26 protein-coding genes and 2 pseudogenes are annotated in these 25979 nt (G+C 58.3%); 8 read left to right on the top strand and 20 right to left on the bottom strand.

Annotation, left to right across the window (positions count from 1 at the left end; all coding sequences use genetic code 11):
• Positions 1-34: 34 nt before the first annotated feature.
• The 3 genes from celB to CWM53_RS28885 form a co-directional block, all read right to left on the bottom strand.
• The gene (gene celB / locus CWM53_RS28895; RefSeq protein ID WP_074387245.1) at positions 35-1387 is read right to left on the bottom strand and encodes a PTS cellobiose transporter subunit IIC; all 1353 of its coding nucleotides are present in this window, start codon (positions 1385-1387) and stop codon (positions 35-37) included.
• A gap of 25 nt (positions 1388-1412) precedes the next feature.
• Entirely contained in the window at positions 1413-2720 is a 1308-nt protein-coding gene (locus CWM53_RS28890) for a 6-phospho-beta-glucosidase (RefSeq protein WP_100730137.1), read from the bottom strand.
• Between the two features lie 91 nt (positions 2721-2811).
• Positions 2812-3120, bottom strand: a complete 309-nt coding sequence (locus CWM53_RS28885; protein ID WP_012737232.1) for a PTS sugar transporter subunit IIB — start codon at positions 3118-3120, stop codon at positions 2812-2814.
• 85 nt (positions 3121-3205) lie between these two features.
• Between CWM53_RS28885 and CWM53_RS28880 the strand changes: the two are divergent.
• The 4 genes and pseudogenes from CWM53_RS28880 to nrdG all read left to right on the top strand — a co-directional run bounded on the left by CWM53_RS28880 (position 3206) and on the right by nrdG (position 7335).
• Positions 3206-3394 (top strand): annotated as a pseudogene (locus CWM53_RS28880) (hypothetical protein).
• Positions 3382-4125 (top strand): MurR/RpiR family transcriptional regulator, encoded by a 744-nt coding sequence (locus CWM53_RS28875; protein WP_074387247.1) that lies wholly within the window; start codon positions 3382-3384, stop codon positions 4123-4125. Before CWM53_RS28880 ends, CWM53_RS28875 begins: the two are co-directional and overlap by 13 nt.
• Before the next feature lie 357 nt (positions 4126-4482).
• A complete protein-coding gene (gene nrdD, locus CWM53_RS28870) occupies positions 4483-6621 on the top strand; it encodes an anaerobic ribonucleoside-triphosphate reductase (protein ID WP_100631250.1) in 2139 nt (712 codons plus the stop codon).
• Between the two features lie 249 nt (positions 6622-6870).
• Complete coding sequence (gene nrdG / locus CWM53_RS28865; protein WP_023319597.1) at positions 6871-7335, top strand: anaerobic ribonucleoside-triphosphate reductase-activating protein; 465 nt, start codon at positions 6871-6873, stop codon at positions 7333-7335.
• Between the two features lie 17 nt (positions 7336-7352).
• On the opposite strand, the gene CWM53_RS28860 is transcribed toward nrdG, so the two are convergent.
• From CWM53_RS28860 to CWM53_RS28815, 10 genes are all read right to left on the bottom strand, one after another.
• The gene (locus CWM53_RS28860) at positions 7353-9263 is read right to left on the bottom strand and encodes a BglG family transcription antiterminator (protein WP_100730136.1); all 1911 of its coding nucleotides are present in this window, start codon (positions 9261-9263) and stop codon (positions 7353-7355) included.
• A gap of 22 nt (positions 9264-9285) precedes the next feature.
• Positions 9286-10440, bottom strand: a complete 1155-nt coding sequence (locus tag CWM53_RS28855) for a lactonase family protein (RefSeq protein ID WP_074387251.1) — start codon at positions 10438-10440, stop codon at positions 9286-9288.
• 66 nt (positions 10441-10506) lie between these two features.
• On the bottom strand, positions 10507-11247 hold the full coding sequence (gene dagF / locus CWM53_RS28850; RefSeq protein ID WP_100730135.1) for a 2-dehydro-3-deoxy-phosphogluconate aldolase: 741 nt from the start codon (positions 11245-11247) through the stop codon (positions 10507-10509).
• Positions 11244-12362, bottom strand: coding sequence for a DgaE family pyridoxal phosphate-dependent ammonia lyase (locus CWM53_RS28845; protein WP_100631247.1), 1119 nt, complete (start codon positions 12360-12362; stop codon positions 11244-11246). The genes dagF and CWM53_RS28845 overlap by 4 nt, the downstream gene beginning before the upstream one ends.
• Positions 12346-13479, bottom strand: coding sequence for an amidohydrolase/deacetylase family metallohydrolase (locus CWM53_RS28840; RefSeq protein WP_074387253.1), 1134 nt, complete (start codon positions 13477-13479; stop codon positions 12346-12348). The genes CWM53_RS28845 and CWM53_RS28840 overlap by 17 nt, the downstream gene beginning before the upstream one ends.
• 97 nt (positions 13480-13576) lie before the next feature.
• Positions 13577-14221 carry a DUF4310 family protein gene (locus CWM53_RS28835; protein ID WP_061155982.1) on the bottom strand — a complete coding sequence of 215 codons (645 nt, stop codon included), beginning with the start codon at positions 14219-14221 and terminating at the stop codon, positions 13577-13579.
• Between the two features lie 13 nt (positions 14222-14234).
• Positions 14235-15011 (bottom strand): DUF4311 domain-containing protein, encoded by a 777-nt coding sequence (locus CWM53_RS28830; protein ID WP_061155983.1) that lies wholly within the window; start codon positions 15009-15011, stop codon positions 14235-14237.
• Positions 15012-15032: 21 nt separating this feature from the next.
• Entirely contained in the window at positions 15033-15332 is a 300-nt protein-coding gene (locus CWM53_RS28825; RefSeq protein WP_061155984.1) for a DUF4312 family protein, read from the bottom strand.
• Between the two features lie 2 nt (positions 15333-15334).
• Positions 15335-15697 carry an SFCGS family glycine-rich protein gene (locus CWM53_RS28820; RefSeq protein ID WP_004206501.1) on the bottom strand — a complete coding sequence of 121 codons (363 nt, stop codon included), beginning with the start codon at positions 15695-15697 and terminating at the stop codon, positions 15335-15337.
• 10 nt (positions 15698-15707) lie between these two features.
• Positions 15708-16046 carry a PRD domain-containing protein gene (locus CWM53_RS28815; protein WP_043519318.1) on the bottom strand — a complete coding sequence of 113 codons (339 nt, stop codon included), beginning with the start codon at positions 16044-16046 and terminating at the stop codon, positions 15708-15710.
• 103 nt (positions 16047-16149) lie between these two features.
• On the opposite strand from CWM53_RS28815, the gene CWM53_RS31535 reads away from it, so the two are divergent.
• A complete protein-coding gene (locus CWM53_RS31535; RefSeq protein WP_165785148.1) occupies positions 16150-16281 on the top strand; it encodes a hypothetical protein in 132 nt (43 codons plus the stop codon).
• Between the two features lie 54 nt (positions 16282-16335).
• On the opposite strand, the gene cybC is transcribed toward CWM53_RS31535, so the two are convergent.
• Together cybC and pmbA are read right to left on the bottom strand one after the other, a co-directional pair.
• Positions 16336-16722 (bottom strand): cytochrome b562, encoded by a 387-nt coding sequence (cybC, locus tag CWM53_RS28810; protein WP_061155985.1) that lies wholly within the window; start codon positions 16720-16722, stop codon positions 16336-16338.
• 36 nt (positions 16723-16758) lie between these two features.
• Positions 16759-18111: a metalloprotease PmbA gene (pmbA, locus tag CWM53_RS28805; protein WP_061155986.1), complete on the bottom strand. Its 1353-nt coding sequence runs from the start codon at positions 18109-18111 to the stop codon at positions 16759-16761.
• A gap of 96 nt (positions 18112-18207) precedes the next feature.
• Here pmbA and yjgA point away from each other — a divergent pair, with 96 nt between their 5' ends.
• Positions 18208-18759, top strand: coding sequence for a ribosome biogenesis factor YjgA (yjgA, locus tag CWM53_RS28800; RefSeq protein ID WP_074387255.1), 552 nt, complete (start codon positions 18208-18210; stop codon positions 18757-18759).
• Between the two features lie 460 nt (positions 18760-19219).
• Here the strand turns inward: yjgA and CWM53_RS31530 are convergent.
• A pseudogene (locus CWM53_RS31530) lies at positions 19220-19335 on the bottom strand (hypothetical protein).
• 184 nt (positions 19336-19519) lie between these two features.
• Here CWM53_RS31530 and CWM53_RS28795 point away from each other — a divergent pair.
• Positions 19520-20728: an aldose 1-epimerase family protein gene (locus CWM53_RS28795; RefSeq protein ID WP_023323523.1), complete on the top strand. Its 1209-nt coding sequence runs from the start codon at positions 19520-19522 to the stop codon at positions 20726-20728.
• Positions 20729-20775: 47 nt separating this feature from the next.
• Here CWM53_RS28795 and CWM53_RS28790 read toward each other — a convergent pair whose 3' ends face one another.
• Together CWM53_RS28790 and mpl are read right to left on the bottom strand one after the other, a co-directional pair.
• A complete protein-coding gene (locus tag CWM53_RS28790; RefSeq protein ID WP_074387256.1) occupies positions 20776-21303 on the bottom strand; it encodes a GNAT family N-acetyltransferase in 528 nt (175 codons plus the stop codon).
• Between the two features lie 68 nt (positions 21304-21371).
• Positions 21372-22745 carry a UDP-N-acetylmuramate:L-alanyl-gamma-D-glutamyl-meso-diaminopimelate ligase gene (gene mpl / locus CWM53_RS28785; RefSeq protein ID WP_100631244.1) on the bottom strand — a complete coding sequence of 458 codons (1374 nt, stop codon included), beginning with the start codon at positions 22743-22745 and terminating at the stop codon, positions 21372-21374.
• Between the two features lie 175 nt (positions 22746-22920).
• On the opposite strand from mpl, the gene fbp reads away from it, so the two are divergent.
• Positions 22921-23919 carry a class 1 fructose-bisphosphatase gene (gene fbp, locus CWM53_RS28780; RefSeq protein WP_025712316.1) on the top strand — a complete coding sequence of 333 codons (999 nt, stop codon included), beginning with the start codon at positions 22921-22923 and terminating at the stop codon, positions 23917-23919.
• Positions 23920-23961: 42 nt separating this feature from the next.
• Here the strand turns inward: fbp and yjfF are convergent, their stop codons facing one another.
• Positions 23962-24960 (bottom strand): galactofuranose ABC transporter, permease protein YjfF, encoded by a 999-nt coding sequence (gene yjfF, locus CWM53_RS28775; RefSeq protein WP_002886825.1) that lies wholly within the window; start codon positions 24958-24960, stop codon positions 23962-23964.
• On the bottom strand, positions 24947-25972 hold the full coding sequence (ytfT, locus tag CWM53_RS28770; RefSeq protein ID WP_023323521.1) for a galactofuranose ABC transporter, ATP-binding protein YtfT: 1026 nt from the start codon (positions 25970-25972) through the stop codon (positions 24947-24949). Before ytfT ends, yjfF begins: the two co-directional genes overlap by 14 nt.
• Positions 25973-25979 lie beyond the last annotated feature (7 nt).

Raw genomic sequence — 25979 nt, 5'->3', positions numbered from 1 at the left:
GCTCACCGGGGCTACCGGTTCGTGGGGCTGGAGATTACGCGCGGTCAGCGTCAGGAAGGATAACGCTCGCTTGCGGCTGCGTCGAAGCGTGCTCTTCTTTTGCCTTCAGCCGATCCCAGGCGCGGAAAAACGGATAATAGACCACCAGCGAAATGGCTAAATTCACTACCTGCAGCACCGTGCCGGAGATATGACCACCAGTCGCCAGATAGCCGCTGATGAAAATTGGCGTGGTGAACGGCAGTGCAATCCCCGCAGGCGGCGCCACCAGCCCGATGGCCATCGCGGTATAGGAAACGATCACCAGCAGCACCGGGGTTAAAATAAACGGCAGGAAAAAGTAGGGGTTCATCACCAGAGGGATACCGAATACCATCGGTTCGCTGATATTAAATAGCGCTCCCGGCGCGGCGATTTTCCCCAGCTGTTTCATCTGCTGACTTCGGCTACGCAGCAGCATAAAAATCACCAGCCCCAGCAGCGCGCCGGTACCACCGGGGGCAATCCACAGGTCGTAAAATTGCTGGGTAATGATATGCGGGATCGGCTGGCCGTTCTGAAAGGCCGTCAGGTTCTCTGACATATTCGACAGCCACACCGGCTGGATAAACACCAGCACAATCGCGTCGCCGTGCAGGCCCAGCGTCCACAAAATACCAATCACAATCACCGAAATAATCATCCCCGGCAGCGTACCGCCGACGTGATGCATCGGAATACCGATCAGGGTGGCGATCATGCTGTTGATGTCGCCGAACGGCGAGGCCTCAACCGCCAGGCGCAGCGCCAGCACCACCGCCAGCACGCAGAAGCCGGGGATCAGCGCCAGGAACGATTTCGCCACCGCTGGCGGCACACCGTCCGGCATGCGGATAACGAGATTGCGGCTGGCGACCAAACGGTAAATCTCCGTCGACAGCAGCGAAATGACGATGGCGACGAACAGCCCCTGACTGCCGACCATACTCACCGGGATCACCCCTTTAATCACCTCCGCCGCACCGTGTACCGGGGTAAACAGCGTATTCTGCGGAATCGTCATCATGAAGGCCACCAGCGACATGGCCCCGGCGCTCAGCGGATCGAGGGTACGGTACTTCTCCGCCAGCCGGTAGGCGATGCCGAAGCTGGAAATGAGCGCCATGATGTCGTAGGTCGCTTTCACCGGGTACAGCATTTTATCGCGCCAGACGTCGCCAAACAGGCCGCTCATCATGTCGGCATAGCCGGGGATCGGCAGGTAGGCGAAAATCAGGAAAAACGAGCCAATCAGCATAAACGGCATATTCAGAATGATGCCATCGCGTACCGACAGGACGTGCTTTTGCCCGGCGATTTTCAGCGCCGCCGGCATGACGTAACGTTCAATCCAGCTTGTATTCGACATGGTGTGCTCCCGAGGGAAATAGCGGTCAGTTAAATTGCGTCAGCCATTGACGGTTTATTGTTAACACTTCATCCAGCAGCGCCTGGGCATCGGTGACGTTCCCGACCAGCGGGTTGGTCACCAGCGCCAGCAGCGCGCTTTCGCGGCAGCCATGTACCGCGGCTTCAATCGTCAGCCGCTCAAAGGCTTTCACCTGCTGGGTCAGGCCGTTCATCGCCGGCGGCAGCGGACCGAACGCCAGCGGCCGCGCCCCTTGTGCATCAATAATGCTGTTGGTTTCCACTACCGCATCATCATCCAGGCCGTGAATCGCGCCGTTGTTGCGGGTGTTTACCACCATCTCCGTGCCCAGGTTATTGTGTATCGCGTTGATAAGCTCAACGGCCACTTCCGAGTAGTAAGCGCCGCCGCGGAAGCTCAGTTGCTCTGGTTTTTCTTCCAGCTGCGGGTCGGCATATAACTCAAACAGCGCCTGCTCGACCTTCATCACCTGCTCGGCGCGGGTGCCTTTGGTTTTCGCTGCGGCGATCTCTTCCGCCAGCATCGCCGGCATCAGCCAGAAATAGCGATGATAAGGGCACGGAATCGCCTTCAGCGCGCGTAAGAATTCCGCTGGCCACGGCAGTTCTTTAATGTTGTTCATCGACAGCGCCTTGCCGTCGCACAGCATGTCGATTACCTTGCCGGTCACATCCTCACGCCCCTGCATCACCTTATGCACCCAGACCATATGGTTGAGCCCGGCAAAGCGCAGTTTCACTTCGGACGCCTGCGCGCCCAACATGCCGACGATCATGTGCTGCATGTTGATCGGCACGTTGCACAGGCCGATGATCTTCGCCTTGCTATAGCGACTAACTGCCTCAGTGACGATCCCCGCCGGGTTAGTAAAGTTGAGGATGAAAGCTTCCGGCGACAGCTGTTCCACTTTGCGCGCCACCTCAAGGATCACCGGGATCGTCCGCAGTGCCTTCGCGAATCCGCCAACGCCGGTAGTCTCCTGGCCCAACAGGTGATATTTGAGCCCCAACCGCTCATCGGCGGCGCGCGCCGCTAGCTGTCCGACACGCAGCTGAGTCAGTACAAAGCTGGCACCGCGAATCGCCTCATCAAGCGTAAAGTGGACGCTGACCGCCACCTGCTCCAGCCCTTTATGTTTCAACATCCGCCGGGTCAGCGCGGCAATGATCTCAACCTTTTCCCGGCCGGATTCGACATCCACCAGCGCCAGTTCTGTCACTGGAAGCTGCTCATAACGAACGATAATCCCTTCAATAAGCTCCGGCGTGTAGCTGCTACCGCCACCGATAACGGCGATTTTCAGTGCTTGCATAGTGACCTCTATTGGCATTTTTCGGCATGCAGAGCGCCGCGCGCGATCGCCAGGACCGCACGTGATGATGATAAAAAATAGGGTGAGAAAATTAGTGTTCGAGTAGCGCCAGCGCTTTATCCAGCACCGCGGCGCCACGCATCATGCCGTAGTCGGCCATATCGATCACCGCAACGGCTTTGCCCTGCGGCGCTGCCAGCGCGGTCAGACGTCCGGCTTCGTATTTGACCTGCGGCCCAAGCAGGATAACGTCGGCGTTCGGCAATTCGCGTTCAAATTCCGCCACTGCCACCGCGTAGATTTCCAGCGCCAGCGCGCGTTGCTGGGCCTCCGCTTTCATTTTATTCACCAGCATGCTGGTCGACATGCCTGCGGCACAACAGAGTACGATTCGTGGCATTGCGCTTCCCCTTGGCGTGTTTATCGCTTCAGCCCTCACGGCTAGTGCGACTATATTGTTAATATTGTGTGATAGTGAAGGCTATATGAAAATAATTTTCACCGATGTGATCGAGGCTCAATTTTTGCGCATCTTTTCCGCATCGGCATAACCATTCACAGTCACGACCATAGGAAATGCCGAGCGCGGGTGCTATAAAGAGAGGCAGTCGATAATTGAAAAATATTTTCATTGCCGGGTTCTGCCAAAGGGAACATCAGGATGGATATCGTAGGTCAGTTGCAGGAAGGATTAGTCCGCTTTAGCGCTCAGGAGTCGCGCGTTGCCGCCTTTATTCTGGAAAATCTTAGTTTTACCGCCAGCGCCTCCATTGACGAGCTGGCCGCCAGCGCCGGAGTCAGTCCGGCGACCATCACCCGCTTCGCCCGCTCGGTAGGCTGCGATGATATTCGCGATTTACGTAAACAGCTGGCCCAGGCCAGCGAACGGCGCGCCAGCTGGCTAACGCCGGATAGCGCCGCCCTGCCCGTCGCCTGGCGCGATAAACTGAGCAGCCTCGGCGATACGCTAACCCGCCAGCTCGGCCATACCACGGAAGCGGCGGTGGAAAAGTGTAAATCGCGCCTGCTGAGCGCCCGCGCGGTGCACTGCTTCGCCCTTGGCACGCAGGATGTGACACTGGCCGCCCTGCTCCAGCATCAGCTGCTGCCCTCCGGCATCGCGATTAACCTCTGCCAGGATACGGCGCTGATGCGGATGACCGCCAGCACCCTCAATGACGATCACCTGCTGCTGGTGCTGGCCACGGCTGAGGCCAGCACCGTGTTGCAGAGCGCAACCCTGCAGGCGCGTACGCAAGGAGTGACCATTGTTGCCCTGACGCCGGAACAACACGCGCTTGCCGATATGGCCAGCATCATCCTTCCTCTCCCCGCCAACCCGTTGCAGGCCCGCTACGCCCTGCTGCTGCTGGTCGATCTGCTTAACGATACGTTGATTGCCTGAAAATTCTGCCCGCTCCATGCGTGAGCGGGCCCCATTTTTGCTTGTATTTTAAGCACCTAAATTTACATTTCGTGCCAGCGCCCATCATCCGTACTCTCACCTTTTTACCTTGTTCTGGGTCAATAAAATCGCAAACATCTTTGATGCAAATCACTACATATAGAACTTAAAATGCGTCCCGGCCCTACATGTTGTATTAATCGTCTATTATGTCACCATATCTTGTCGATGTCTGGCGGTGATGAGATGTGGATAAAACGGGCCGGATCTGAAGGCAAACGGCACTAGCCGTAGTGTGGCGCGTCTTTGGAATAACCTCCGCCTCTGTGGATAACCTGTTCTATATATGGAGTGATCATGACACCGCATGTGATGAAACGTGATGGCTGTAAAGTGCCGTTCAAGTCAGAGCGCATTCAGGAAGCAATTCTACGTGCAGCTAAAGCAGCGGGAGTCGATGACGCAGACTATTGCGCCACCGTCGCAGAAGTCGTTAGCCAACAAATGCAGGGCCGCGCCCAGGTCGACATCAACGAGATCCAGACTGCGGTAGAAAACCAGCTGATGTCCGGCCCCTATAAGCAGCTGGCGCGCGCCTACATTGAGTATCGCCATGACCGCGATAGCCAGCGCGAGAAGCGCGGCCGCCTCAATCAGGAGATCCGCGGCCTCGTCGAGCAGACCAACTCCGCGCTGCTCAATGAAAATGCCAACAAGGACAGTAAAGTCATCCCGACCCAGCGCGACCTGCTGGCCGGTATCGTCGCCAAGCACTATGCGCGGCAACACCTGCTGCCCCACGATGTGGTGATGGCCCACGAGCGCGGCGTGATCCACTATCACGACCTCGATTATTCGCCCTTCTTCCCGATGTTCAACTGCATGCTGATCGATCTGAAAGGGATGCTGACCCAGGGCTTTAAGATGGGCAACGCGGAGATCGAGCCGCCGAAGTCTATCTCTACCGCCACCGCGGTGACGGCGCAGATCATCGCCCAGGTCGCCAGCCATATTTATGGCGGCACCACCATTAACCGTATCGATGAAGTGCTGGCGCCGTTCGTCACTGAAAGCTTCAAAAAGCATCGTAAAATCGCCGAAGAGTGGCAGATCCCGGACGCCGAAGGCTATGCCCGCGCCCGTACCGAAAAAGAGTGCTACGACGCCTTCCAGTCGCTGGAATATGAGGTCAACACGCTGCATACCGCCAACGGTCAGACGCCGTTTGTCACCTTTGGTTTCGGCCTCGGCACCAGTTGGGAATCGCGGTTGATCCAGCAGTCGATTCTGCGTAACCGCATTGCCGGCCTCGGTAAAAATCGCAAAACCGCGGTGTTCCCGAAACTGGTCTTCGCCATTCGCGACGGTCTTAACCACAAGTTCGGTGACCCGAACTACGACATCAAACAGCTGGCACTGGAATGCGCCAGCAAGCGCATGTACCCGGATATCCTCAACTACGATCAGGTGGTGAAAGTCACCGGGTCATTTAAAACGCCGATGGGCTGCCGCAGCTTCCTCGGGGTGTGGGAAAACGAGAACGGCGAGCAGGTGCATGACGGCCGCAACAATCTCGGCGTGATTAGCCTCAACCTGCCGCGTATCGCCCTGGAAGCGAAAGGCGACGAAGCCGCCTTCTGGGCGCTGCTGGACGAGCGCCTGCAGCTGGCGCGCAAAGCGCTGATGACCCGTATTGCCCGTCTGGAAGGAGTGAAGGCCCGCGTGGCACCGATCCTGTATATGGAAGGGGCCTGCGGCGTGCGGCTGAAAGCCGACGATGATGTCTCCGAGATCTTCAAAAACGGCCGCGCGTCCATCTCACTGGGCTATATCGGTATCCATGAGACCATCAATGCGCTGTACGGCAATCAACATATGTACGACAGCAAGGCGCTGCGTGAGAAAGGTGTAGCCATCGTCCAGCGCCTGCGCGACGCCGTCGATTTGTGGAAGGAAGAGACCGGCTACGGCTTTAGCCTGTACAGCACGCCGAGCGAAAACCTGTGCGACCGCTTCTGCCGTCTCGACACCGCCGAGTTTGGCGTGGTGGAGGGCGTGACCGATAAAGGTTACTACACCAACAGCTTCCACCTTGACGTCGAGAAGAAGGTCAACCCGTACGACAAGATCGATTTCGAAGCGCCGTACCCGCCGCTGGCCAACGGCGGCTTCATTTGCTACGGCGAGTACCCGAACATCCAGCACAACCTGAAGGCGCTGGAAGACGTGTGGGATTACAGCTATGAACACGTGCCGTACTACGGCACCAATACGCCGATCGATGAATGCTACGAGTGCGGTTTCACCGGCGAGTTCGAGTGCACCAGCAAGGGCTTTACCTGCCCGAAATGCGGTAACCACGACGCTGCCCGCGTGTCGGTTACTCGTCGGGTATGCGGTTATCTCGGCAGCCCGGACGCGCGTCCGTTCAACGCCGGCAAGCAGGAAGAAGTGAAGCGCCGCGTTAAGCACCTGGGCAATGGGCAGATCGGTTAAAGACCAATGCGCTTTTCCCGGATAGCGGCGCGCAGCGCCTTATCCGGGCTACTGTTTTGCACCGTCCGGTAGCCCGGGTAAGGCGGAACGCCGCGACCCGGGAAATGGCCGCATTCCTTCGTTTTCGCAAAGCAATTAGCGTCAGAGCAAGGCGGCAAACGAGGGAATTCCCGGGAGCGTACATTCAGTACGTGACTGGGGTGAGCGAGCGCAGCCAACGCGGCTATGGCGTTAATTGAGAAGCGAAAAATGAATTACCATCAGTACTACCCGGTAGATATTGTCAACGGCCCCGGCACCCGTTGCACCCTGTTTGTTTCCGGCTGCGTCCACGAGTGCCCCGGCTGCTACAACAAAAGCACCTGGCGGGTGAACTCCGGTATGCCGTTTACCACCGAGATGGCCGACCGCATCATTGCCGACCTCAACGATACGCGTATCAAGCGCCAGGGGATTTCACTCTCCGGCGGCGATCCGCTGCATCCGCAGAACGTCGCGGAGATCCTCAAACTGGTTCAGCGCGTGCGCGCCGAATGCCCCGGCAAAGATATCTGGGTCTGGACCGGCTATAAACTGGATGAGCTGAATGAGGCGCAGATGCAGGTGGTGAACCTGATCAACGTGCTGGTCGACGGTAAGTTTGTGCAGGATTTAAAAGACCCGGCGCTGATCTGGCGCGGTAGCAGCAACCAGGTGGTACATCATTTGCGTTAATCCCCTCCGTCAGCCTCTCAAAACCGGCTGACGCACTCCATCGCCACCGTTTTAAACTCATCGAAGCTGCGGGTCGCGGCGAGGCGGCTCATGGCGCGCTCGCGCAGGAAGGTGACGAAGATATCGTAGATGGCCATCGCCTCTTCATACTCGCGCTTACTGATGGCGAGCAGAAAAATGATATGGGCGGTTTCGTCGCCCCAGGCGATACCCTGCGGGGCGATAACGGTATAGACCACCGTCTTTTTGGCCAGCAGTCCCAGGGAGTGCGGCAGCGCAATGCCATCGCCGAGCATGGTGCTGACAATCGCCTCACGCTCGACCACCGAAGCATGAAACTCGGCGTCAACAAAGCCTTCCTGCTGCAGCTGCTGGCACAGCTCAGCGAACAGCGTTTGCTGATCCATCGGCTTATCGACCACCCGGAAGTGGGCGGCATCGAAGTACTTATTCAGCATCCATGGACGGGTACGGTCCACCAGCACCAGCTTGCCGATCTGATCCAGCTGATAGTCGGTGGGAAACGGCGCGATGGTCACCACCGGTTTGTCTTTTTCGCTGATGCGCACCGTGGAGATAACAAAATCCGCCTCGATCGCTTCCCGCTGTTCGTATTCGCGCTGGGAAATCGTAGCGGCGATCTCCAGCTGCGGATATTTGCGCTGCAGGATCGCTTCGATCATCCGCACCATCGCATTGCTGGTATCGCACACCAGCAACACCTGCGGTTGACGCTGGTAGCCGATGTTGTAATGGCGCTCCAGCCCGACGCCGATATGCAGCACCAGGAAGCCAATTTCGTTTTCGCTGATGGTATAAGGCGTGTACTTCCCCCAGCTGGAAACCGCGGCGAGGGTCATATCCCAGGCCATCGGGTAGTGCTGTTTGATGTTATCCAGCAGCGGATTGGGGATCATTATCTGATAGCGCACGCGGGTGATCATGGTCTTAATGTGGGTCAGCAGATCGGCGTGCAGCTGGGCGTCGTCCAGCAGGTTGTAGTTATACTGGCTGTTGATGTAGCGCAGAATGTAATTCACCAGCGCTTCGTCGTCGTCGGCGCTGATGGTTTCCGGGTCGACGTCCTGCACCTGACGGGCGGCGAGATGCACGCACAGCCACTCTTCTTCGGCGGGCGAGAAGGGCTTTCCGGCCAGCCGCTGTAGCTCTCCCGCCAAATCGCGCGCGGCGTCGCGGACGTTTTGCGCCACATCTTCGGCGCTGAAATCGGCCAGCGGATAGCCTTCGCTGACGCGGCGCACCACCACTGCGCCGTACAGGCAGATAAAGCGCTCACCGACATCAGTGAGGCGAATATGGTGCCGGGTGAGCGTCTCCTGCAGCATCGGCTCCAGCAGCGCAGGCACTTCCGCCTCCAGCGCCTCGGCGCCGATCAGCGGATTGATACCGCCCTGTTGGGCCAGCTCCCACAGCAGATCGGTCAGGCAGGCGCGAATCGACACTTCGCTGCCGAACAGCTTCATGCCGTGGCGCGGGCGGGTTTCAAGGGTGAGCTGATAGCGCTGAAAGCGCTCGCGCACCTCGACCATATCATTTTGCAGCGTCGCGCGGCTGATGAACCACTCATCCGCCAGGTCTTCCAGTTTGATAGAGAACGCCGACGTCAGGAAGCGTACCAGCAGAAACGTGATGCGATCCTGGGCGGTTCGCGGCGCGTGCTGCGTCTTAGGCGCGGTCGCCTCCAGCGCCTGAAAGCTCGCCGGGTTATCAATTTTCAGTTGATAACCGCTGCCGCGGTTGAGGATAAACTGCGCGCCATACTGCGCCAGCAGCGCATTCAGGGCGGTAATATCGGCGCGCACGGTACGGGTGGAAACCGACAGGCGTTGCGCCAGTTCATCCTGCGGCAGCGTTTCATTCCGCAGCAGGGTGAAGAGTTGCGCTAAGCGTTGGTTGGGAAATCGCATGTCAGTTCCTTGTGGTTACGGCTCAGGGTTGGGCGGATATCACCATCTGCGATGGGCTACCGACCGGCGTGTAGTCGGAGGCAAAGGTTAATTTGCCATCCTTCGGCGCCACGCTAAAACGGGTAATATTATCGCTACGCTGGTTCATGACGTACAGCCACTGCCCCTGATTATCCAGGGTCAGCGTACGGGGGTAATCCCCACGCGTCCAGATATCCTCTTGGTGGCTCAGGCGGCCATCCGCCAGCACGCTAAAGTGGGCGATGCTGTTGTGCAGGCGGTTGGCGACGTACAGCTGCTTGCCGTCGTTGCTCAGCGCCAGGCCGGCGGCAAAGCTGGTACCCTTATACTCTTTCGGCAGCGCGGAGACGGTTTTGCCTTCGCGCAGCAGGCCGCTTTGCTTATCCAGATGGTAGAAAGTCAGCGTCGACGCTTCTTCGTTGATCAGCCACAGGCCGTCGCCCTTTGGCGTAAAGACGAAGTGGCGTGGGCCGGCGCCCGGCGACGAAGCGGCGATGAACGGCGGATCGTTCGGCGTCAGCTTGCCGCTGGCGCTATCCAGCCGGTACTGATAGATCCGATCCAGCCCCAGATCGGTGGAGTAAACAAATTTCCCGCTGGGATCGGCGGCGATCATATGGGCGTGCGGGCCATTGTGATCGCTGATGGCGAAGCTGCCCTCGACGGCCGCCGCCGGGCGTTCGGCGCCTGCCGGGCCTTCATCCTGATGCTTGTCCACTGCCTCGCCCAGGCTACCATCTTCTTTCACCGGTAGCACCGCGATACTCCCGCTGACGTAGTTGGCCACCAGCAGATGTTTACCATCCGGTGTCAGGGAGAGATACACCGGCCCGGCGCCGCCGGAGGCAACCTGGCTGAGTGCGGTCAACTCACCATTCTTCTCAATGCGCCACGCCTGCACGACGCCTTTTTCGACTTCACTGGCGGCATACAGCGTTTTGCCATCGCGCGACACGGTCAGCTGCGCGACGTTTGGCAACGCGCTCACCAGCGCCCTGTCATGCAGCGCACCGGTGTTGGCATCGACGGTAAAGCGGTACAGACCTTCGCCATTGGGATTATAGGTACCTACCCAGGCATAGTGGGTTTGCGCGGCGCCCGCGGCGGCGGCAAACAGGGACAGTGAAGCGACAAGCAGATGACGAGCGACAGGCATAGCAACTCCTTGATGGTTCGGTGGGATAAGTTGCCCCTCACCCTTTGAGGGTGAGGGGCAATGGCACTACTTCACTAACTGTTTGGTCATCTCCAGCAGCTGGCGCACATCGGCCGGGCGGGTGTTGCCGCTGGCTTTATCGATAATCGAGCTGTAAATATGCGGGATGATTTTGCTCACCCCGGCATCGAGGGCGATTTTCAGGATCTCGCTGTAGTTGTCCAGATCGATACCGCCGGTCGGCTCCAGCCAGAAATCGTGCTCGGCGCAGGCTTTGGCGACAGCTTCGAATTCGGCGCGGTGCTTCAGGCCGCCCATCGGGAAGTATTTGATGGAGCTGCCGCCCATGTCTTTCAGCAGCGCGATGGCGGTTTCCAGCGGCACAATGCCATCCGCCGCGCCGCTGCTCAGCGGGCCAGTTGAGATCTTCACCATTCCCGGCGTACCGGTGGGCGAGACCAGGCCATTCACCACGGTCTCGTTCTGCCCGAGCAGCGCGCGGCTGGTGGCCACGCCGGTGAACACCTGGTTGACGTGCTGCGGCTGCACCTGGCGAGAAATCTCACTCACCATCGCCGACTGGTTTGGATCGCCTGCGCCCAGCCCGACTGAGAGCGCGTTATCGATCAGCTTCGCGTATTCACGCATATCGGCCACCGCGCTGGCGACATCCGGATAGTTTTTGGAGAGCACGCCGACCAGGACGTGGCCTTCCGCCGCGTCGTAGATTTCGCGGGCGTTGTCTTTGCTGCCCGCCAGGACGTTCAGACACACGCGATCACGGTAAAAGTTTGGGGTCAGTTTCATGCTTGTTTCTCCTTGTTTAGCACTTCCGCGATGCGGCGGGCGACCACCGCCAGCTGCTCCGCGTTCACGCTGCGGACATCGGCTTCGATAATGCCTTCGTTAGCTTTGTAGCCGCGGAAGTAGATGGCGTATTCGCCCTGCTTCAGCGCGTTAACCAGATCGCCGGTCTTCACGCCGGTCACCGCTTCGTTGAATTTGATTTCGGCGCGGGCGATATCGCGACCCGCGCTATCCCACACCACCCGGGCGGTCACGCCGTTAAGCGTGTTGAGCTGTTCGATAAACGGCGTCATCTTCGCCACCATCTGCTCGCCGCTCTCTTTGCTCGCCGTCAGGTAGTGTTCAATGGCGCAGGTCAGGCCGAGAATGCCCTCTTTACCCACTTTCATCGCCCGGCCAATCCCCATCGACTGGCGCTTAACCCACTCGACGTACTGGGTTTTGCCGATCACCAGCCCGCTGGTCGGCCCTTCAATCGCTTTCGCGCCGCTGTAGATCACCAGGTCGGCGCCCATGCGGTAGTAGCATTGCAGATCTTCTTCCGCCGCCGCATCGACGATCAGCGGCAAGCCATGCTGGCGCGCCACTTCCGCAGCCTGCGCTACGTTGAGCATGCTTTTCTGTACGCAGTGGTGGGATTTGATGTACAGGATCGCCGCGGTGCGCGGGGTGATTGCCGCCGCCAGCTGTTGGGCAGAACATTCGTTGGCGTAGCCCGCTTCCACCAGCTTACCGCCGCCCAGCGCCACCATGGTGCCGACCGGCGCGCCGAAGTTGACGTTGTGGCCCTTCGGCATGACGATTTCGTTATTCTCTATCGGCGTGACGTGCAGGTTCTCCAACAGCCAGTCGCTGTCTTTCACCAGCACCGCCGCCACCGACTGGGCAATCCCCGCCGACGCGCAGGAGACAACGGTCGCCCCTTCCACGTCCAGCAGCCTGGCAATGTACTCGCCGGTTTTATTCACCAGGTCTTTCATTTCAAAGTACTGGTTCATACCGGCCATCGCGGCTTCCACCACTTCCGGGCGCGGCGTGGAAACGCCCAGCGCCGTCATCCGGCCCGAAGTATTAATCACCTGTTTTAAATGGTATTTCTCAAAAATCGAAGGCATGTTCCGCGCTCCCTTGTTCGGTCAGATAGCCTTTGCCCGCGCGGATCGCGGCCAGCGGCACCAGAATGTTGTCAGCCTGGAGGCTCTCTTTTTCGGCATCCACCAGCAGCGTGGGCCGGTGCTCCAGGCGAAATAGCGTTAAATCGGCGTCGAAGCCCACTTCCAGCCGCCCTTTACGCGACAGGCGCAGCCCCTCGGCGGCGCTGACGGTCACGCAGGCAATCACCTGCGGCAGGGTCATGCCGATGGCGAGGAATTTCGACATCACCAGCGCCAGCGAACGCACCGGGCCGTCGATCCGGTTGCGGCAGTAAATGTCGGAGCTGATGGTGTGCGGCAGAATGCCCAGCGCAATCGCCCGCCGCGCCACTTCAAAGCTGAAGCTGGCGGTGCCGTGCCCAACGTCGAGGTGCACCCCGCGCTGCAGAGCGCGAGTAATCGAGCTACGCAGTTCGCCGGCGGGATTCAGAATGCGGTTCGGCTTGCCGTTATAGCAGTGGGTAATGATGTCGCCGCTGCTCAGCAGGTCGGCGATTTCATCGAGGTTCGGCGGGTTATTGCCGATGTGCACCATCAGCGGAAGATCGCCGTTTTGCTGCTGAATGGTCTTGGCGCGCGCCAGCGGCGTAATGCCGTTTTCGCCCACCACGCTGCTACTCATCCGCGCTTTCAGGCCGACGATAAAATCAGGATGACGCTGCACCGCCTGCTTCACCGCCTCGGCGTCGATATTGGCCATATTGGCCAGTTCGTTCTGCGCAATCAGCCCGACGCGGGAGATATTGAGCAGCGCATAAACTTCCGTCGCCGCTTTGCGGGTCAGCTGATAGAAATCGTCAACGTCGTCGGCACCGGTGCTGCCGGCATCAATCACGGTGGTGACGCCGGTGGCGATACCCACGCTATCCGGCTCATCGTGATAAATCGGCGAATTCGGGTAGCAGTGAACGTGGGAGTCAATCCAGCCGGCGCTAACGTAGCTGTTGCCGTACAGATCGATGGTTTTGCGGGAGGGCGCGCTAATCTCGCCCAGCGCCGCGATTTTCCCGTCCTGGATGGCGATATCAGTCAGGGTATCGTCGACGAGGCGCGCACGGCGCAGGAGTAAATCAAACATAGCTATCTCCTGATGAAAAGAGTGTACGGATGGCGAGGTCATCGGCCTACCAATCACGCTGACGTGTAGGCCTGATAAGCGCAGCGCCATCAGGCGGCTAGCTAATCGCCACCGGGAAGATGGAGCCGAGGATCATCGCGCCGAGGATGGCGCCGCCGGTGATCGGTTTCTGCCAGATGTAGAACAGCAGCGCGCCAACCAGCGAGCCAATCCCGATAGGAATCGAGGCGGTCATCGCGCTGAGGATGATCAAGGGGCCAAGGAAGCGGCCAGAGGCGTTACCGGCCCCCATCATTACGTCGGCACCGTAGGTGGAATCGCTCTGGTTGATGGTGAACTTACGCGCCAGAATGATGATGTAACCCACTGCCAGACCAAGGACCAGGCCGGTGACCAGCGACGCGGCGAAGTTCGCCACCGGGAAGACAAAGCCCGCGCCGAGCAGCAGCGCCGGAACGCCGAGGCCAATACCGGTTTGAATGGCGCCACCGATATCGAGGATCCCCACCAGCGACCCTTCGATAATGCGGGCGAACAGGAAGCTGGCACCAAATGCCGCCACCGCGCCGTACGCGCCAGTATCAATCCCTGCCTTCAGCATGGCCACGAAGGCCACTTCGTTGAAGGCACCGATGCCGTACAGGTAATACATGTGCGTCCCGGCGAAGACACCGGAGGAGAGCAGGCCAACAAAGATCGGGAACGACCAGTCGGCATACCAAAAACCTTTATTCTGTTCCATTATCAGGCTCCCGTTACTTGCCGCTGAGTGAGTTGTGGATCATGTCCAGCCAGTTCGGCACGGTCAGATGGAAGGATTCAATCATCTTCATGTCGAAACCGCGGAAGAAGCCGCTGAGGACAAACAGCGCGACAATGGCGATCATCATCACTTTGGTTACCCGGTTCCAGCCGCTCTCTTCTACCCCTTTACCGATCAGAATACCCAGTACCAGACCCGGTACGGCGTTCCCCATAATCAGTTGCGCCGCGCCGCCGAAAATCGTCGCCCAGAAGCCTGATTTCTTACCGGCATCAATAGCCGCCAGCCAGAAGATCACCGGCATCACGGTATTCACCAGCAGATTTGCCGCCGGCACCAGCACCTTAACCGCGGTGACCTGCAGCGCTTCCGGCACGGAAGAGGCGGTCAGGTTAAGGAAGGCGACGACGATCATGCCGATGATGCCGCAGGCAATCGCCATTCTTTTCGGATCGTGCAGGGTTTCGCCAACGTTACGATTTTTTAGCATCAGCGCCGCCGCGCCCCAGTTAGGGATAATGCGGTGGTCGACGTCCTGGGTGAAGGAGCCTGCTGCAACGGAAGAGGCCCAGGCGTTAAAGAAGAAGCCAAGGCCAAAGGAGAAGTGAGAGGCCGGATCGCCTTCACAGGAGTTAAGCTCGCCCAGGGTACGAAACGCCCCCATCCCCTGCGTGGTGGGGGCGTGAAACATGCGTGCCGCTCCGGCGCCCACGCCGACGCCGACCAGGCCGCCGATAATGAGCGATTTTATTAAAATTATCAGGAACATAGTTAGACCCTTTGCTAACAATCAGGTTTGCGTGACGAAAGCCACTTTATCGAGATCGATGGCGGTCACGTTGACGGTGACGTCCAGCTCCACGCTGTAAGTCCGTCGTTCACGGCGCAAAAAGAAGAACAGAAAGGCCTCTTTTCGTACCGCTTCGCGCGCATGAACAACCGTCACGTCCTGTGGCTCAATACGCAGCAGAATGTGCGATGACGTTTTCATCACCGCAGCCTGCACATGGTTCAGGGCATCGGCGAAGGCCCGTGATTTGCTTTCGCCTTTGCCGGCAACCCTCACCGTGGTGGTGAATTGCTCTTTCATACTTATGCGCCGTATTTCTTTTTCCAGGCTTCAACCAGGCGCTCGCCCAGCTCTTCTTTATCCATAAAGCCGAAGCCCAGCACGTTGCAGCCTTCGTTAATGGCGGTGACGCCCTCTTCAACGGAACGCATGCCATATTTCGCTTTGTAGCCGTATTTGGTCTGCGCGGTGATGGCCCCGGCGCCGCCGCTGCCGCAGAAGGAGATGCCGAAGGTGGCGTTTTCCGCTTTCATCATGTCGCCCAGTTTCATATCGGCAGCAACGCCAGGGACGACCACAGCACGTGCGCCCGCTTTCTCAGCGCCTGCAGCGACTTTTTGTCCTTTGCCCAGGCGGTCGCCAATAACAACGGTGATTTGTTCCATGTTTTGCTCCTTACAGGTTTTCTTTTGCGACTTCGAAATGGACGGACAGCAGCCAGGCCTCTTCATCAGGCAGGTTGCCAAACTGCGCGACCACTTCGCGGGCCAGCATCATTGAATCTGGTGAAATCTCTTCGAACAGGCTGGCATCCACTTCCGGTAGCGGTTCACCGCTGATTGACCGGTGGGCCATGGCCCGCACGTGGGAAGTCAGCATTTGCTCCTGAACGTCGTTAGGGACGATGCCGTGACGGCTTAACAGGGCAAAAACCTGCTGCAGCATCTTGTCAGCCAGGCGTTCGGTCTGCGCTGCCTGCTCCCCTACGTCGTGTATTACCGCTCCGTTATTCACTTCTGATACCCCGCTGATGTCTCTGGGAATCAAAGTAGCGCCGGGGGGAAGGAGTTTGTAGCGAGTTGTTTTCCACTTCGAAGTGGAAAGGGAGACGGCAGGCGTGATCGACCCCACATATTCACAGGGAAAAGGCAAAAACGACGGCTATGGCGTGAGACGTATCACAACAATGAGCGTGGATAAGGCGCCTGCGGCAGCGGAAAGGCCGGAAAAAGAGAGTGGAAAAATGTGATATCGGTAGGCTTTCAGGCGGGAGGCATCGGCTGATGCCTCCCGAAAAGAACGGTTAGCGGTACTTCTGATGGTAGGTGTTGCGGGTGGTTTTAAACTCCTCCGCAGCGGCCTGCGCCTCTTTCACCTTGCCTTCGTTCGCCAGCTTCAGCGCACCGTCGATCTGGCCGATCAGAATATCCAGACCATGACGGTAATCTTTCATCTCAGCGCTGTCGGCCGCTTTGCCTTCCAGCTTCGGCGGCGTCTGTTTCTGGGCATCGACTGCCGCCGTACGCATTTTATTCAGCGCCGCTTTCAGCTCGCCGGCGTCGGTGGTTTTCTGTACCACTTGCAGGTTTTCTGCCAGAGTGTCCATGTCTTCGCCCAGGTCGGCGAAGGCCGATGCTGAACCGAGCGCAAAAGCAGAGACAGCCAGCATCGCTAACAGTTTTTTACGCATTGCTCACTTCCTTTTTATTATTTAAGCAAACAGGTGTTATTGCCCGGCGATTTTCATCTCCGGCAGCAGCACAGAACCACACTGAATGTTGCTGCGCGTTTCAATATCATCGCCAATGGTCACGATATTACGCCACATTTCTTTCAGATTTCCTGCAATGGTGATCTCACTGACAGGATATTGAATTTCGCCGTTTTCTACCCAGAAGCCAGATGCGCCGCGTGAGTAGTCGCCAGTGACGCCACTGACACCCTGCCCCATCAGTTCGGTAACCACAAGGCCGGTGCCCATCTCTTTAAGCATCTTTGCAAAACTCAGGCCGCGGCCATTGATGCGCCAGTTGTGGATGCCCCCGGCGTGGCCGGTGCTTTTCATCCCCAGCTTGCGCGCTGAGTAGTTGGTCAGCAGCCACTGGGTCAGCACCCCGTCTTTGATGATGTCACGACGCTCGGTGCGCACGCCTTCGCTGTCGAACGGCGTGGAGGCCAGCCCTTTCAGCAGGTGCGGATGTTCTTCGATGGTCAGCCACTCAGGCAAAATTTGTGTGCCCAGCGAATCGAGCAGGAAGGTGGATTTGCGGTATACCGAACCACCGGCAATCGCGCCCACCAGGTGACCAAACAGCCCGGTCGCCACTTCGTTGGCGAAAATCACTGGCGCCTTCATGGTCGACAGCTTACGCGGCGCCAGACGCGACAGGGTGCGGCGAGCGCACTCTTCCCCAACCCATTCCGGTGACTGCAGATCCTCTATCGCCCGGCCAATGGTGTAGGCGTAGTCGCGCTCCATATCGCCGTCATCTTCCGCGATGACGCAGCTGGAGAGCGAATGGCGAGTCGAGCAGTAACTTTGCAGCATGCCGTGACTGTTACCGAACACTTTGATGCCGTAGTGGCTGTTAAAGCTGCCGCCTTCGGTGTTAGTGATGCGCTTATCTGCCTTCAGGGCCACTTGCTCCGCGCGAGCGGCCAGTTCGATGGCTTCGTCCGGGGAGACTTCCGCCGGGTGGAACAGGTCCAGATCCGGGGCGTCAAAGGCCAGCAGCTCTTTATCGGCCACACCGGCAAACGGATCCGGGGAGGTGTAGCGCGCAATATCCAGCGCCGCCTGTACGGTGCGGGCGATGGCGTCCGGACTCAGATCGGTCGAGGAGGCGCTGCCTTTACGGTTTTGATGATAGACGGTGATGCCAAGCGCGCCGTCGCTATTGAATTCTACGTTCTCCACTTCGCCATAGCGGGTGCTGACGCCGATGCCCGTCGTTTTGCTGACGGAGACTTCCGCACCGTCGGATTTACCTGCCGCCAGTTCCAGTGCCGTGGTAACGGCTTCTTCCAGCGTCTTACGCTGCTGTGCAACTTGAGAGATGACTTTCATTGCTAATGCCATAATGTAAGAAGGAGTTAACTGAAGTCTAACAGAGAACCGTTTTTCAGTGCGCGCCTTAACTGGTAACATTAGCCTCTTTTTTTAAGGAGCCTGAAGATGACAAAGCAGCCCGATGACTGGCTCGACGACGTGCCCGGTGATGACGTTGAAGATGAAGATGATGAAATCATCTGGGTCAGTAAGAGTGAAATTAAGCGCGACGCGGAAGAACTGAAGCGTCTTGGCGCGGAACTCGTTGACCTGGGGAAAAACGCGCTGGATAAAATTCCGCTGGATACTGACCTGCGTGACGCCATCGAACTCGCCCAGCGTATCAAAAAAGAGGGTCGCCGCCGCCAGCTGCAGCTTATCGGTAAGATGCTGCGCAACCGCGATGTCGATCCGATTCGTCAGGCGCTGGACAAGCTGAAAAACCGTCACAACCAGCAGGTTGCGCTGTTCCACAAGCTGGAGCAGATCCGCGATCGACTGATTGACGATGGGGATGACGCCGTCGCTGAAGTGCTGAACCTGTGGCCAGATGCTGACCGTCAGCAGTTGCGTTCACTGATCCGCAATGCGAAGAAAGAGAAAGAGGGCAACAAGCCGCCGAAATCGGCGCGCCTGATCTTCCAGTATCTGCGCGAACTGGCGGAAAACGAAGGCTAAGTCCCGCTGTTTTTGCCCGCAATAGTCTCCCGGATGGCGGCGCGCTGCGCCTTATCCGGGCTACAGATCCCTATATATCAACCGGTTACTCTGTTTCGTAGGCCCACGCAAGCGCAGCGCCGCCGGGCAACCTGTACCAGACTCCGTTCCCGTCGTTGTGCCGGATGGCGGCTAACGCCTTATCCGGCCTACAGAGCCCTGTATATCAACCGGTTACTCTGTTTCGTAGGCCCGCGCAAGCGCAGCGCCGCCGGGCAAGCTGTACCATGCTCCGTTCCCGTCGTTGTGCCGGATGGCGGCTACGCCTTATCTGGCCTACGGAGCTCTATATATCAACCGGTTACTCTGTTTCGTAGGCCCGCGCAAGCGCAGCGCCGCCGGGCAATCTGTACCAGACTCCGTTCCCGTCATTGTGCCGGATGGCGGCTAACGCCTTATCCGGCCTACCTTCACCCCAGTTCTAAGGCTTGCGCCAGCAGGGGGATTCCCGTCGCATCGGATGAGTCCCCTCATCCGCACGACGATACGTTTGTTTTTTGCCTTGTTGCCAAGCTGAATCGTTAAAGCTAAAAACAATGTAGATCACATATCCTGGTGATAAATACGCATTACTTAGCAAAATAATACGACATCCATCTCATTTAACATCATAAAAACGGCCACTTTCTCACCAGGTGAGGCGCTTCACATTTTAATCACCCCCATGCCGGTAGATTTCACACGTCAATGACACAATCGATTCAGCAAAAAGGGAATAAAAATGAAAAAGACATTGGTTCTGACGACGATCGCCCTGCTGGTTTCTGGCTCAGCCGCGGCAAAAACATGGGTGCTGACGAACGCTGAAGAGGGCATGGATAAAGGAAACTGGCAGATCAGCAGCGATCAGCTGAAGGTAAAAGACCATGCGTTCAGCATTGAGCAAAAAGTCCTGCACGGCGGTAAGCAGGAAGGCAGCAAAATCCTCACCATTCACAGTAAAGACGGCCTGACCATCACCCTGAGCCCGACACGCGGCATGAACTTACTGCGTATTGAGGGTTTCGGCAGCCGGATGGGCTGGGATTCGCCGGTTAAAGAGGTCGTCAACCCGGCGTTTATCAACCTGGAAAGCCGCAATGGACTCGGCTGGCTGGAAGGATTCAACGAGATGATGGTCCGCTGCGGCTATGAATGGACCGGCCATCCGGTGACCGCGGACGGGCAGATTTATACCCTGCACGGCAAGGCGGGCAACACTCCGGCCTCGCGGGTAGAAGTCGAGGTGGCTGACAGCGCGCCGTATGAAATCCGCATCCGCGGCCTGGTGAAAGAGAGCACCTTCAAAAAAGCCGATCTGCAGACCCTGACCGAACTGCGCTACGTGCCGGGCAGCAACAGCTTCAGCCTGCATGATGTCTTAACCAACCATGCTGACTATCCGCATGATTATCAGATTATCTACCACAGCAACTTCGGCACCCCGATTCTGGAAGAAGGCGCGCGCTTCCTCGCCCCGATGTCCAGCATCAGCCCGTTCAATGATTACGCGAAGAGCGGGTTAAAAACCTGGCAGACCTATCAGGGACCGACCAAAGATTTTGACGAGATGGTATTTAATATTCAGCCGCTGGCCGATGAAAATCACCAGACCCTGGCCGCGGTGGTCAACAAAGCGGGCGATAAAGGGGCCTCCATTCAGTTTGATACCCGTCAGCTGCCGGTCCTGACGCTATGGAAAAACACCGACACCATCAAACAGGGCTACGTCACCGGTATCGAACCGGGCACCAGCTACGCCTATCCGGTCACCATTGAACGCGAACAAAAACGCGTGAAGCAGCTGCAGCCGGGCGCCAGCGCGCAGTTTGATCTGACCTACACCCTGCTGCACGACAGCGCTCAGGTGGCCGCCGTTGAGCAGAAAATCGCGCAGATTCAGGGCGACAATAAAGTCGCGGAGAACGAGACGCCGATCGCCAAAGAGTAAGGTTGTAACCAGTGAATTCCCGGAGCGGGGCGACGCCCCGTTCCGGACTACTCCCGCCCCATCACCTCGCGCCCGAGATCCCGGGCAAACTGCTGGTACTGTCGCTCATCGATCGGCTGCGGGTAGCTCAGCACCAGCAACTCATGATCCGCGATGCCCTGATGATAGCTCGGGTGATGATGCGCCCACGCATTGGCATGAAACCCCATCGACTGATAAAAGCGCAGCCGTTTATGAGCGATTGCAGTGGTCAGCGGATCGATTTCCAGAATGGTCAGCGGCGCGCGCGTCAGGATCTGCGCCAGCAGCTGTTTACCATAGCCGCGGGAGCGCAGCGTATCGTCGATCGCCAGATGTTCGATATAACCGTAGCCGGCAAACTGCCAGCAGCCGCTGAGGCCAACAAAGACGCCTTCATCGAACCACGCTTCCAGCGCGTAGCGCGGGTGGCTCAGCGCCTGAAGTTTGGCGTCGCTTTCGCGCTGCTCGTGCCACGGAAAGGCGCGCGCGTAGAGCGCGTCCAGCGTGGCGAAATGGGGCGAGTCGGTAGAACGTAATCTTTCGCAGATCAGCATGGCACAATCCCTGGTGGCGAAAACAAAACTGCCCTCACGCGGAGGGCAGTGATCGGAGGCGTTCGCGCTTATTCTGCCGCGGCCGCTTTTTGCGCCAGCTTATCCAGCAGCTTTTGATGAATGCCGCCGAAGCCGCCGTTGCTCATCACCAGGATATGGTCGCCCGGGTGGGCGGTTTTGACCACCATCTCCGCCAGGGTATCGACGTCGGCGCTCCAGTGGGCTGGCTGGACGCAGGCTTCCGCCACTTCAGCCACCTGCCACGGAATATGCTGCGGCTGCAGGAGAAACACTTCATCAGCGCGACCAAGCGACGGCGCCAGATCGTCCTTGCAAACGCCCATTTTCATGGTGTTAGAGCGCGGCTCCAGCACGGCGAGAATACGCGCGGTGCCGCCCACTTTGCCGCGCAGCGCCTGCAGCGTGGCGAGGATCGCCGTCGGATGATGGGCGAAATCGTCATACACGGTGACGCCGTTGGCTTCACCGCGCAGCTCCAGGCGACGGCGGGCGTTGATAAAGCTGCCCAGCGCGTTCGCGGCATCCGCCGGCAGTACCCCGACGTGACGCGCCGCGGCAATCGCCATCAGGCCGTTATGCATATTATGCTCGCCGACCAGCGCCCACTTCACCTCGCCGACTTTTTCGCCGTCGAGCAGCACTTCCCACTGCGAGGCGTCGGCGTTCAGTTTCTTCGCCTGCCAGTGGCCCTGCTCGCCCACCAGCTCCTGCTCGCTCCAGCAGCCCATCGCCATCACCTGCTTCAGGTTGATATCGTTCTCCGGCAGGATGATTTTGCCTTTGCCCGGCACGATGCGCACCAGATGGTGGAACTGTTTCTGAATCGCCTTCAGGTCGTCAAAGATGTCCGCGTGATCGAACTCAAGGTTGTTGAGGATCAGCGTCCGCGGGCAGTAGTGAACAAACTTGGAGCGCTTGTCGAAGAAGGCACAGTCGTATTCATCCGCTTCAATGACGAAGAACGGGCTGTCGCCCAGACGCGCAGAGACCTCGAAATTACCCGGTACGCCACCGATCACGAAGCCCGGTTTATAGCCGCAGGCTTCGAGGATCCAGGTTGCCATCCCGGCAGTGGTGGTTTTGCCGTGGGTCCCGGCGACGGCCAGCACCCAGCGATCGCGCAGCACGAAGTCGTGCAGCCACTGCGGGCCGGACATATACGGAATATTGTTTTCCAGTACCGCTTCAACGCACGGGTTGCCGCGGGTCATGGCATTACCGATGATCACCAGATCCGGCCGGGGATCCAGCTGGCTGGGGTCATAACCCTGAATTAAATCAATCCCCTGGTTTTCCAGCAGGGTGCTCATCGGCGGATAGACGTTAGCATCCGACCCTGTTACCTCATGACCGAGGGAGCGCGCCAGCATGGCCAGGCCCCCCATAAACGTGCCACAGATTCCTAAAATATGAATGCGCATTCGTCATTTCCTTCTCTTATCCGGGGCACATTTTACCCATATCCCGGGCCCTGGCGAAATGCATTTCAGGCGAATCTGTATTTTGCTGGCGCGATTCACCAGTGCGCACTTTTTTGATTCTTTGTTAAGATTGTTGCGTTCGTTTTACTCAACATAAAAATGCAGGGAACGAGTTATGAAAACGTTAGGTGAGTTTATTGTTGAAAAGCAGCACGAGTTCTCCCACGCCACCGGTGAGCTGACTGCTTTGTTGTCAGCAATAAAGTTGGGCGCCAAGATCATCCACCGCGATATCAACAAGGCCGGTCTGGTCGATATCCTGGGTGCCAGCGGTGCTGAAAACGTTCAGGGCGAGGTTCAGCAAAAACTCGATCTGTTCGCTAATGAAAAATTAAAAGCCGCACTGCGAGCACGCGATATTGTTGCCGGGATCGCCTCCGAAGAAGAAGATGAAATTGTCGTCTTCGAAGGGTGTGAACACGCCAAATACGTGGTGCTGATGGACCCTCTGGATGGCTCCTCTAACATCGATGTTAACGTCTCTGTCGGTACGATCTTCTCTATCTACCGCCGCGTCACGCCTGTCGGCACGCCGGTGACAGAAGAAGACTTCCTGCAGCCGGGTAACAGGCAGGTGGCCGCGGGCTATGTGGTATACGGCTCTTCGACGATGCTGGTATATACCACCGGCTGCGGCGTCCACGCCTTCACCTACGACCCGTCCCTCGGCGTCTTCTGTCTGTGTCAGGAGCGCATGCGCTTCCCGGAGAAGGGCAATACCTACTCCATCAACGAAGGCAACTACATCAAATTCCCGCAGGGCGTGAAGAAGTACATTAAGTACTGCCAGGAAGAGGACAAAGCGACTCAGCGTCCTTATACCTCACGCTATATCGGCTCGCTGGTGGCGGACTTCCACCGTAACCTGCTGAAGGGCGGCATCTATCTCTATCCGAGCACCGCCAGCCACCCGGACGGTAAGCTGCGCCTGCTGTATGAATGCAACCCGATGGCCTTCCTCGCCGAACAGGCGGGCGGTAAGGCCAGCGACGGTAAAGAGCGTATTCTGGATATTATCCCGGAAAGCCTGCACCAGCGCCGCTCTTTCTTTGTCGGTAACAACCACATGGTTGAAGACGTCGAGAACTTCATTAAAGCGTTCCCGGACGCCTGATCCCGGCCCTCCCTTCCCGCCTTGCGGGAAGGGAGTTCCCTGTTAGCGACTCCCCGCTCCGCTCACCCGCGTCACCGCCGCATTCTGCCGATTTTCCCACAGCACGGTCAGCCCACGCTGCAGCGCGATAAAGATAAACAGCAAAATACCGATAGCGATTTTCGTCCACCATGAGCTGAGGGTGCCGTCGAAGTTGATGTAGGTCTGAATTAACCCCTGAATCGCCACCCCGAACAGCGTTCCCAGCACGGTGCCAACACCGCCGCTGAGCAGTGTGCCGCCGATCACCACCGAGGCAATGGCGTCCAGCTCCACGCCGACGCCCGCCAGCGCATAGCCTGCCTGGGTATAAATGGAAAAGACGATCCCGGCCAGCGTCGCCAGCCCGGTGGAAAGCATATAGATACGGATCGTGGCGCTGCGAGTCGAAATCCCCATTAAATTCGCCGACGTGGCGTTGCCGCCGATGGCATACACCTGGTTGCCAAAGCGAGTGCGATGGGCCACAAAAATACCGGCCACCACCACCAGCAGCATCAGTAGCCCCATGGCGCTGAGACGACCGCCGCCGGGGATGGTCCATGCCAGCCCAGACAAGGTGTCGTAGACCGGATGGTTAATCGGAATCGACTCCTCCGACACCAGATAGCTGACGCCGCGCAGAAAGAACATGCCGGCGAGCGTGATGATAAAAGCCGGGATCTTTAGCGCGTCGATAAGCAGCCCCATAAACGCACCGAAGGCACAGCCCATCACCAGCACCAGTGGAAACGCCACCAGCGGTGATATTCCCCAAAAGCCAATCGCTTTGGCGAGGAAGACGCCGGTAAAGGCGATCACCGACCCCACCGACAGATCGATCCCGCCGGAGAGGATCACAAATGTCATGCCGACGGCGATGATCCCAAGGAAGGCATTATCCGTCAGGATATTGCAGATCACCCGCGTTGAGGCAAAGCCGGGGAATTGCGTCAGGCAGTAGAGGTAGCCCAGCACAAACACCGCAAGGGTGATCATCAACGGTAAATTACGTTTTATCATGGCCGCGTACCCCTTTCAGTAAACCGATAAAGCGCGGCGACTGGACAATCAGTACGCACAGCACCACCACCGCTTTCACCACCTGGTTGAGCTCCGGCGGGAAGCCAGAGAGCAAAATCCCGGTATTCATCCCCTGGATAATCAGCGCCCCCACCACCGACAGCAGCAGGTTGAAGCGCCCGCCCATCAGGGAGGCGCCGCCGATGACCACCGCCAGAATGGCGTCCAGTTCGAGCCACAACCCGGCGTTATTAGCATCCGCGCCGCGTATATCCGCCGCCACGATGATCCCGGCAATCGCTGCGCAAACGCCGCTCAGCACATAGGCCAGCATCACCACAATACGAGTATTCACGCCGGCGTTTTTCGCCGCGCGAATGTTGATCCCCACCGCTTCGATAAACATACCCAGCGCCGTTTTACGGGTAAACAGCCAGAACAGCAGCAGCGTGGCGGCGGCGATGATCACCGGCGTCGGAAACAGCAGAAACGATCCGCTGCCGAGCCATGCCAGGGCCGGGGAATCAAAGGTGACGATCTGCCCCGAGGTGATTAACTGCGCCACCCCGCGTCCGGCCACCATCAGGATCAGCGTCGCCACAAAAGGTTGGATCTTAAGGATCGCCACGAGGATACCGTTCCACAGCCCGGCCAGCGCACCGGCCCCCAGCGAGGCCAGCACCACCACCGGCAGGCTGTGCCCGGCGACGGTCATTGAGGCGGCCGTCGCGCCGGCAATCGCCATCACCGCCCCCACCGACAGATCGATACCGCCGGTGGCGATCACCAGCGTCATGCCGATGGCCAGCAGCGCCACCGGCGCGGCGCGGTTAAGAATATCGATCGGGCTGCCAAACAGGCGGCCATCCTGGAGCACCACCTGATAAAAATGGGGCGCGACCAGGCTGTCGACCAACAGAACCAGCAGCAAGGCAATGATCTGCGGGGTGCCCTTCGGCCAGCTGAAGCGTCGCTTCTCAGGGCCGGTTTGCGAAAGAGATCGAGGCATCATGAGTTAC

It is taken from the genome of Klebsiella sp. A-Nf5 (genome assembly GCF_002810545.1).
GTDB lineage: Bacteria > Pseudomonadota > Gammaproteobacteria > Enterobacterales > Enterobacteriaceae > Klebsiella > Klebsiella variicola.
This window is presented reverse-complemented; position numbering and strand designations above follow the sequence as displayed.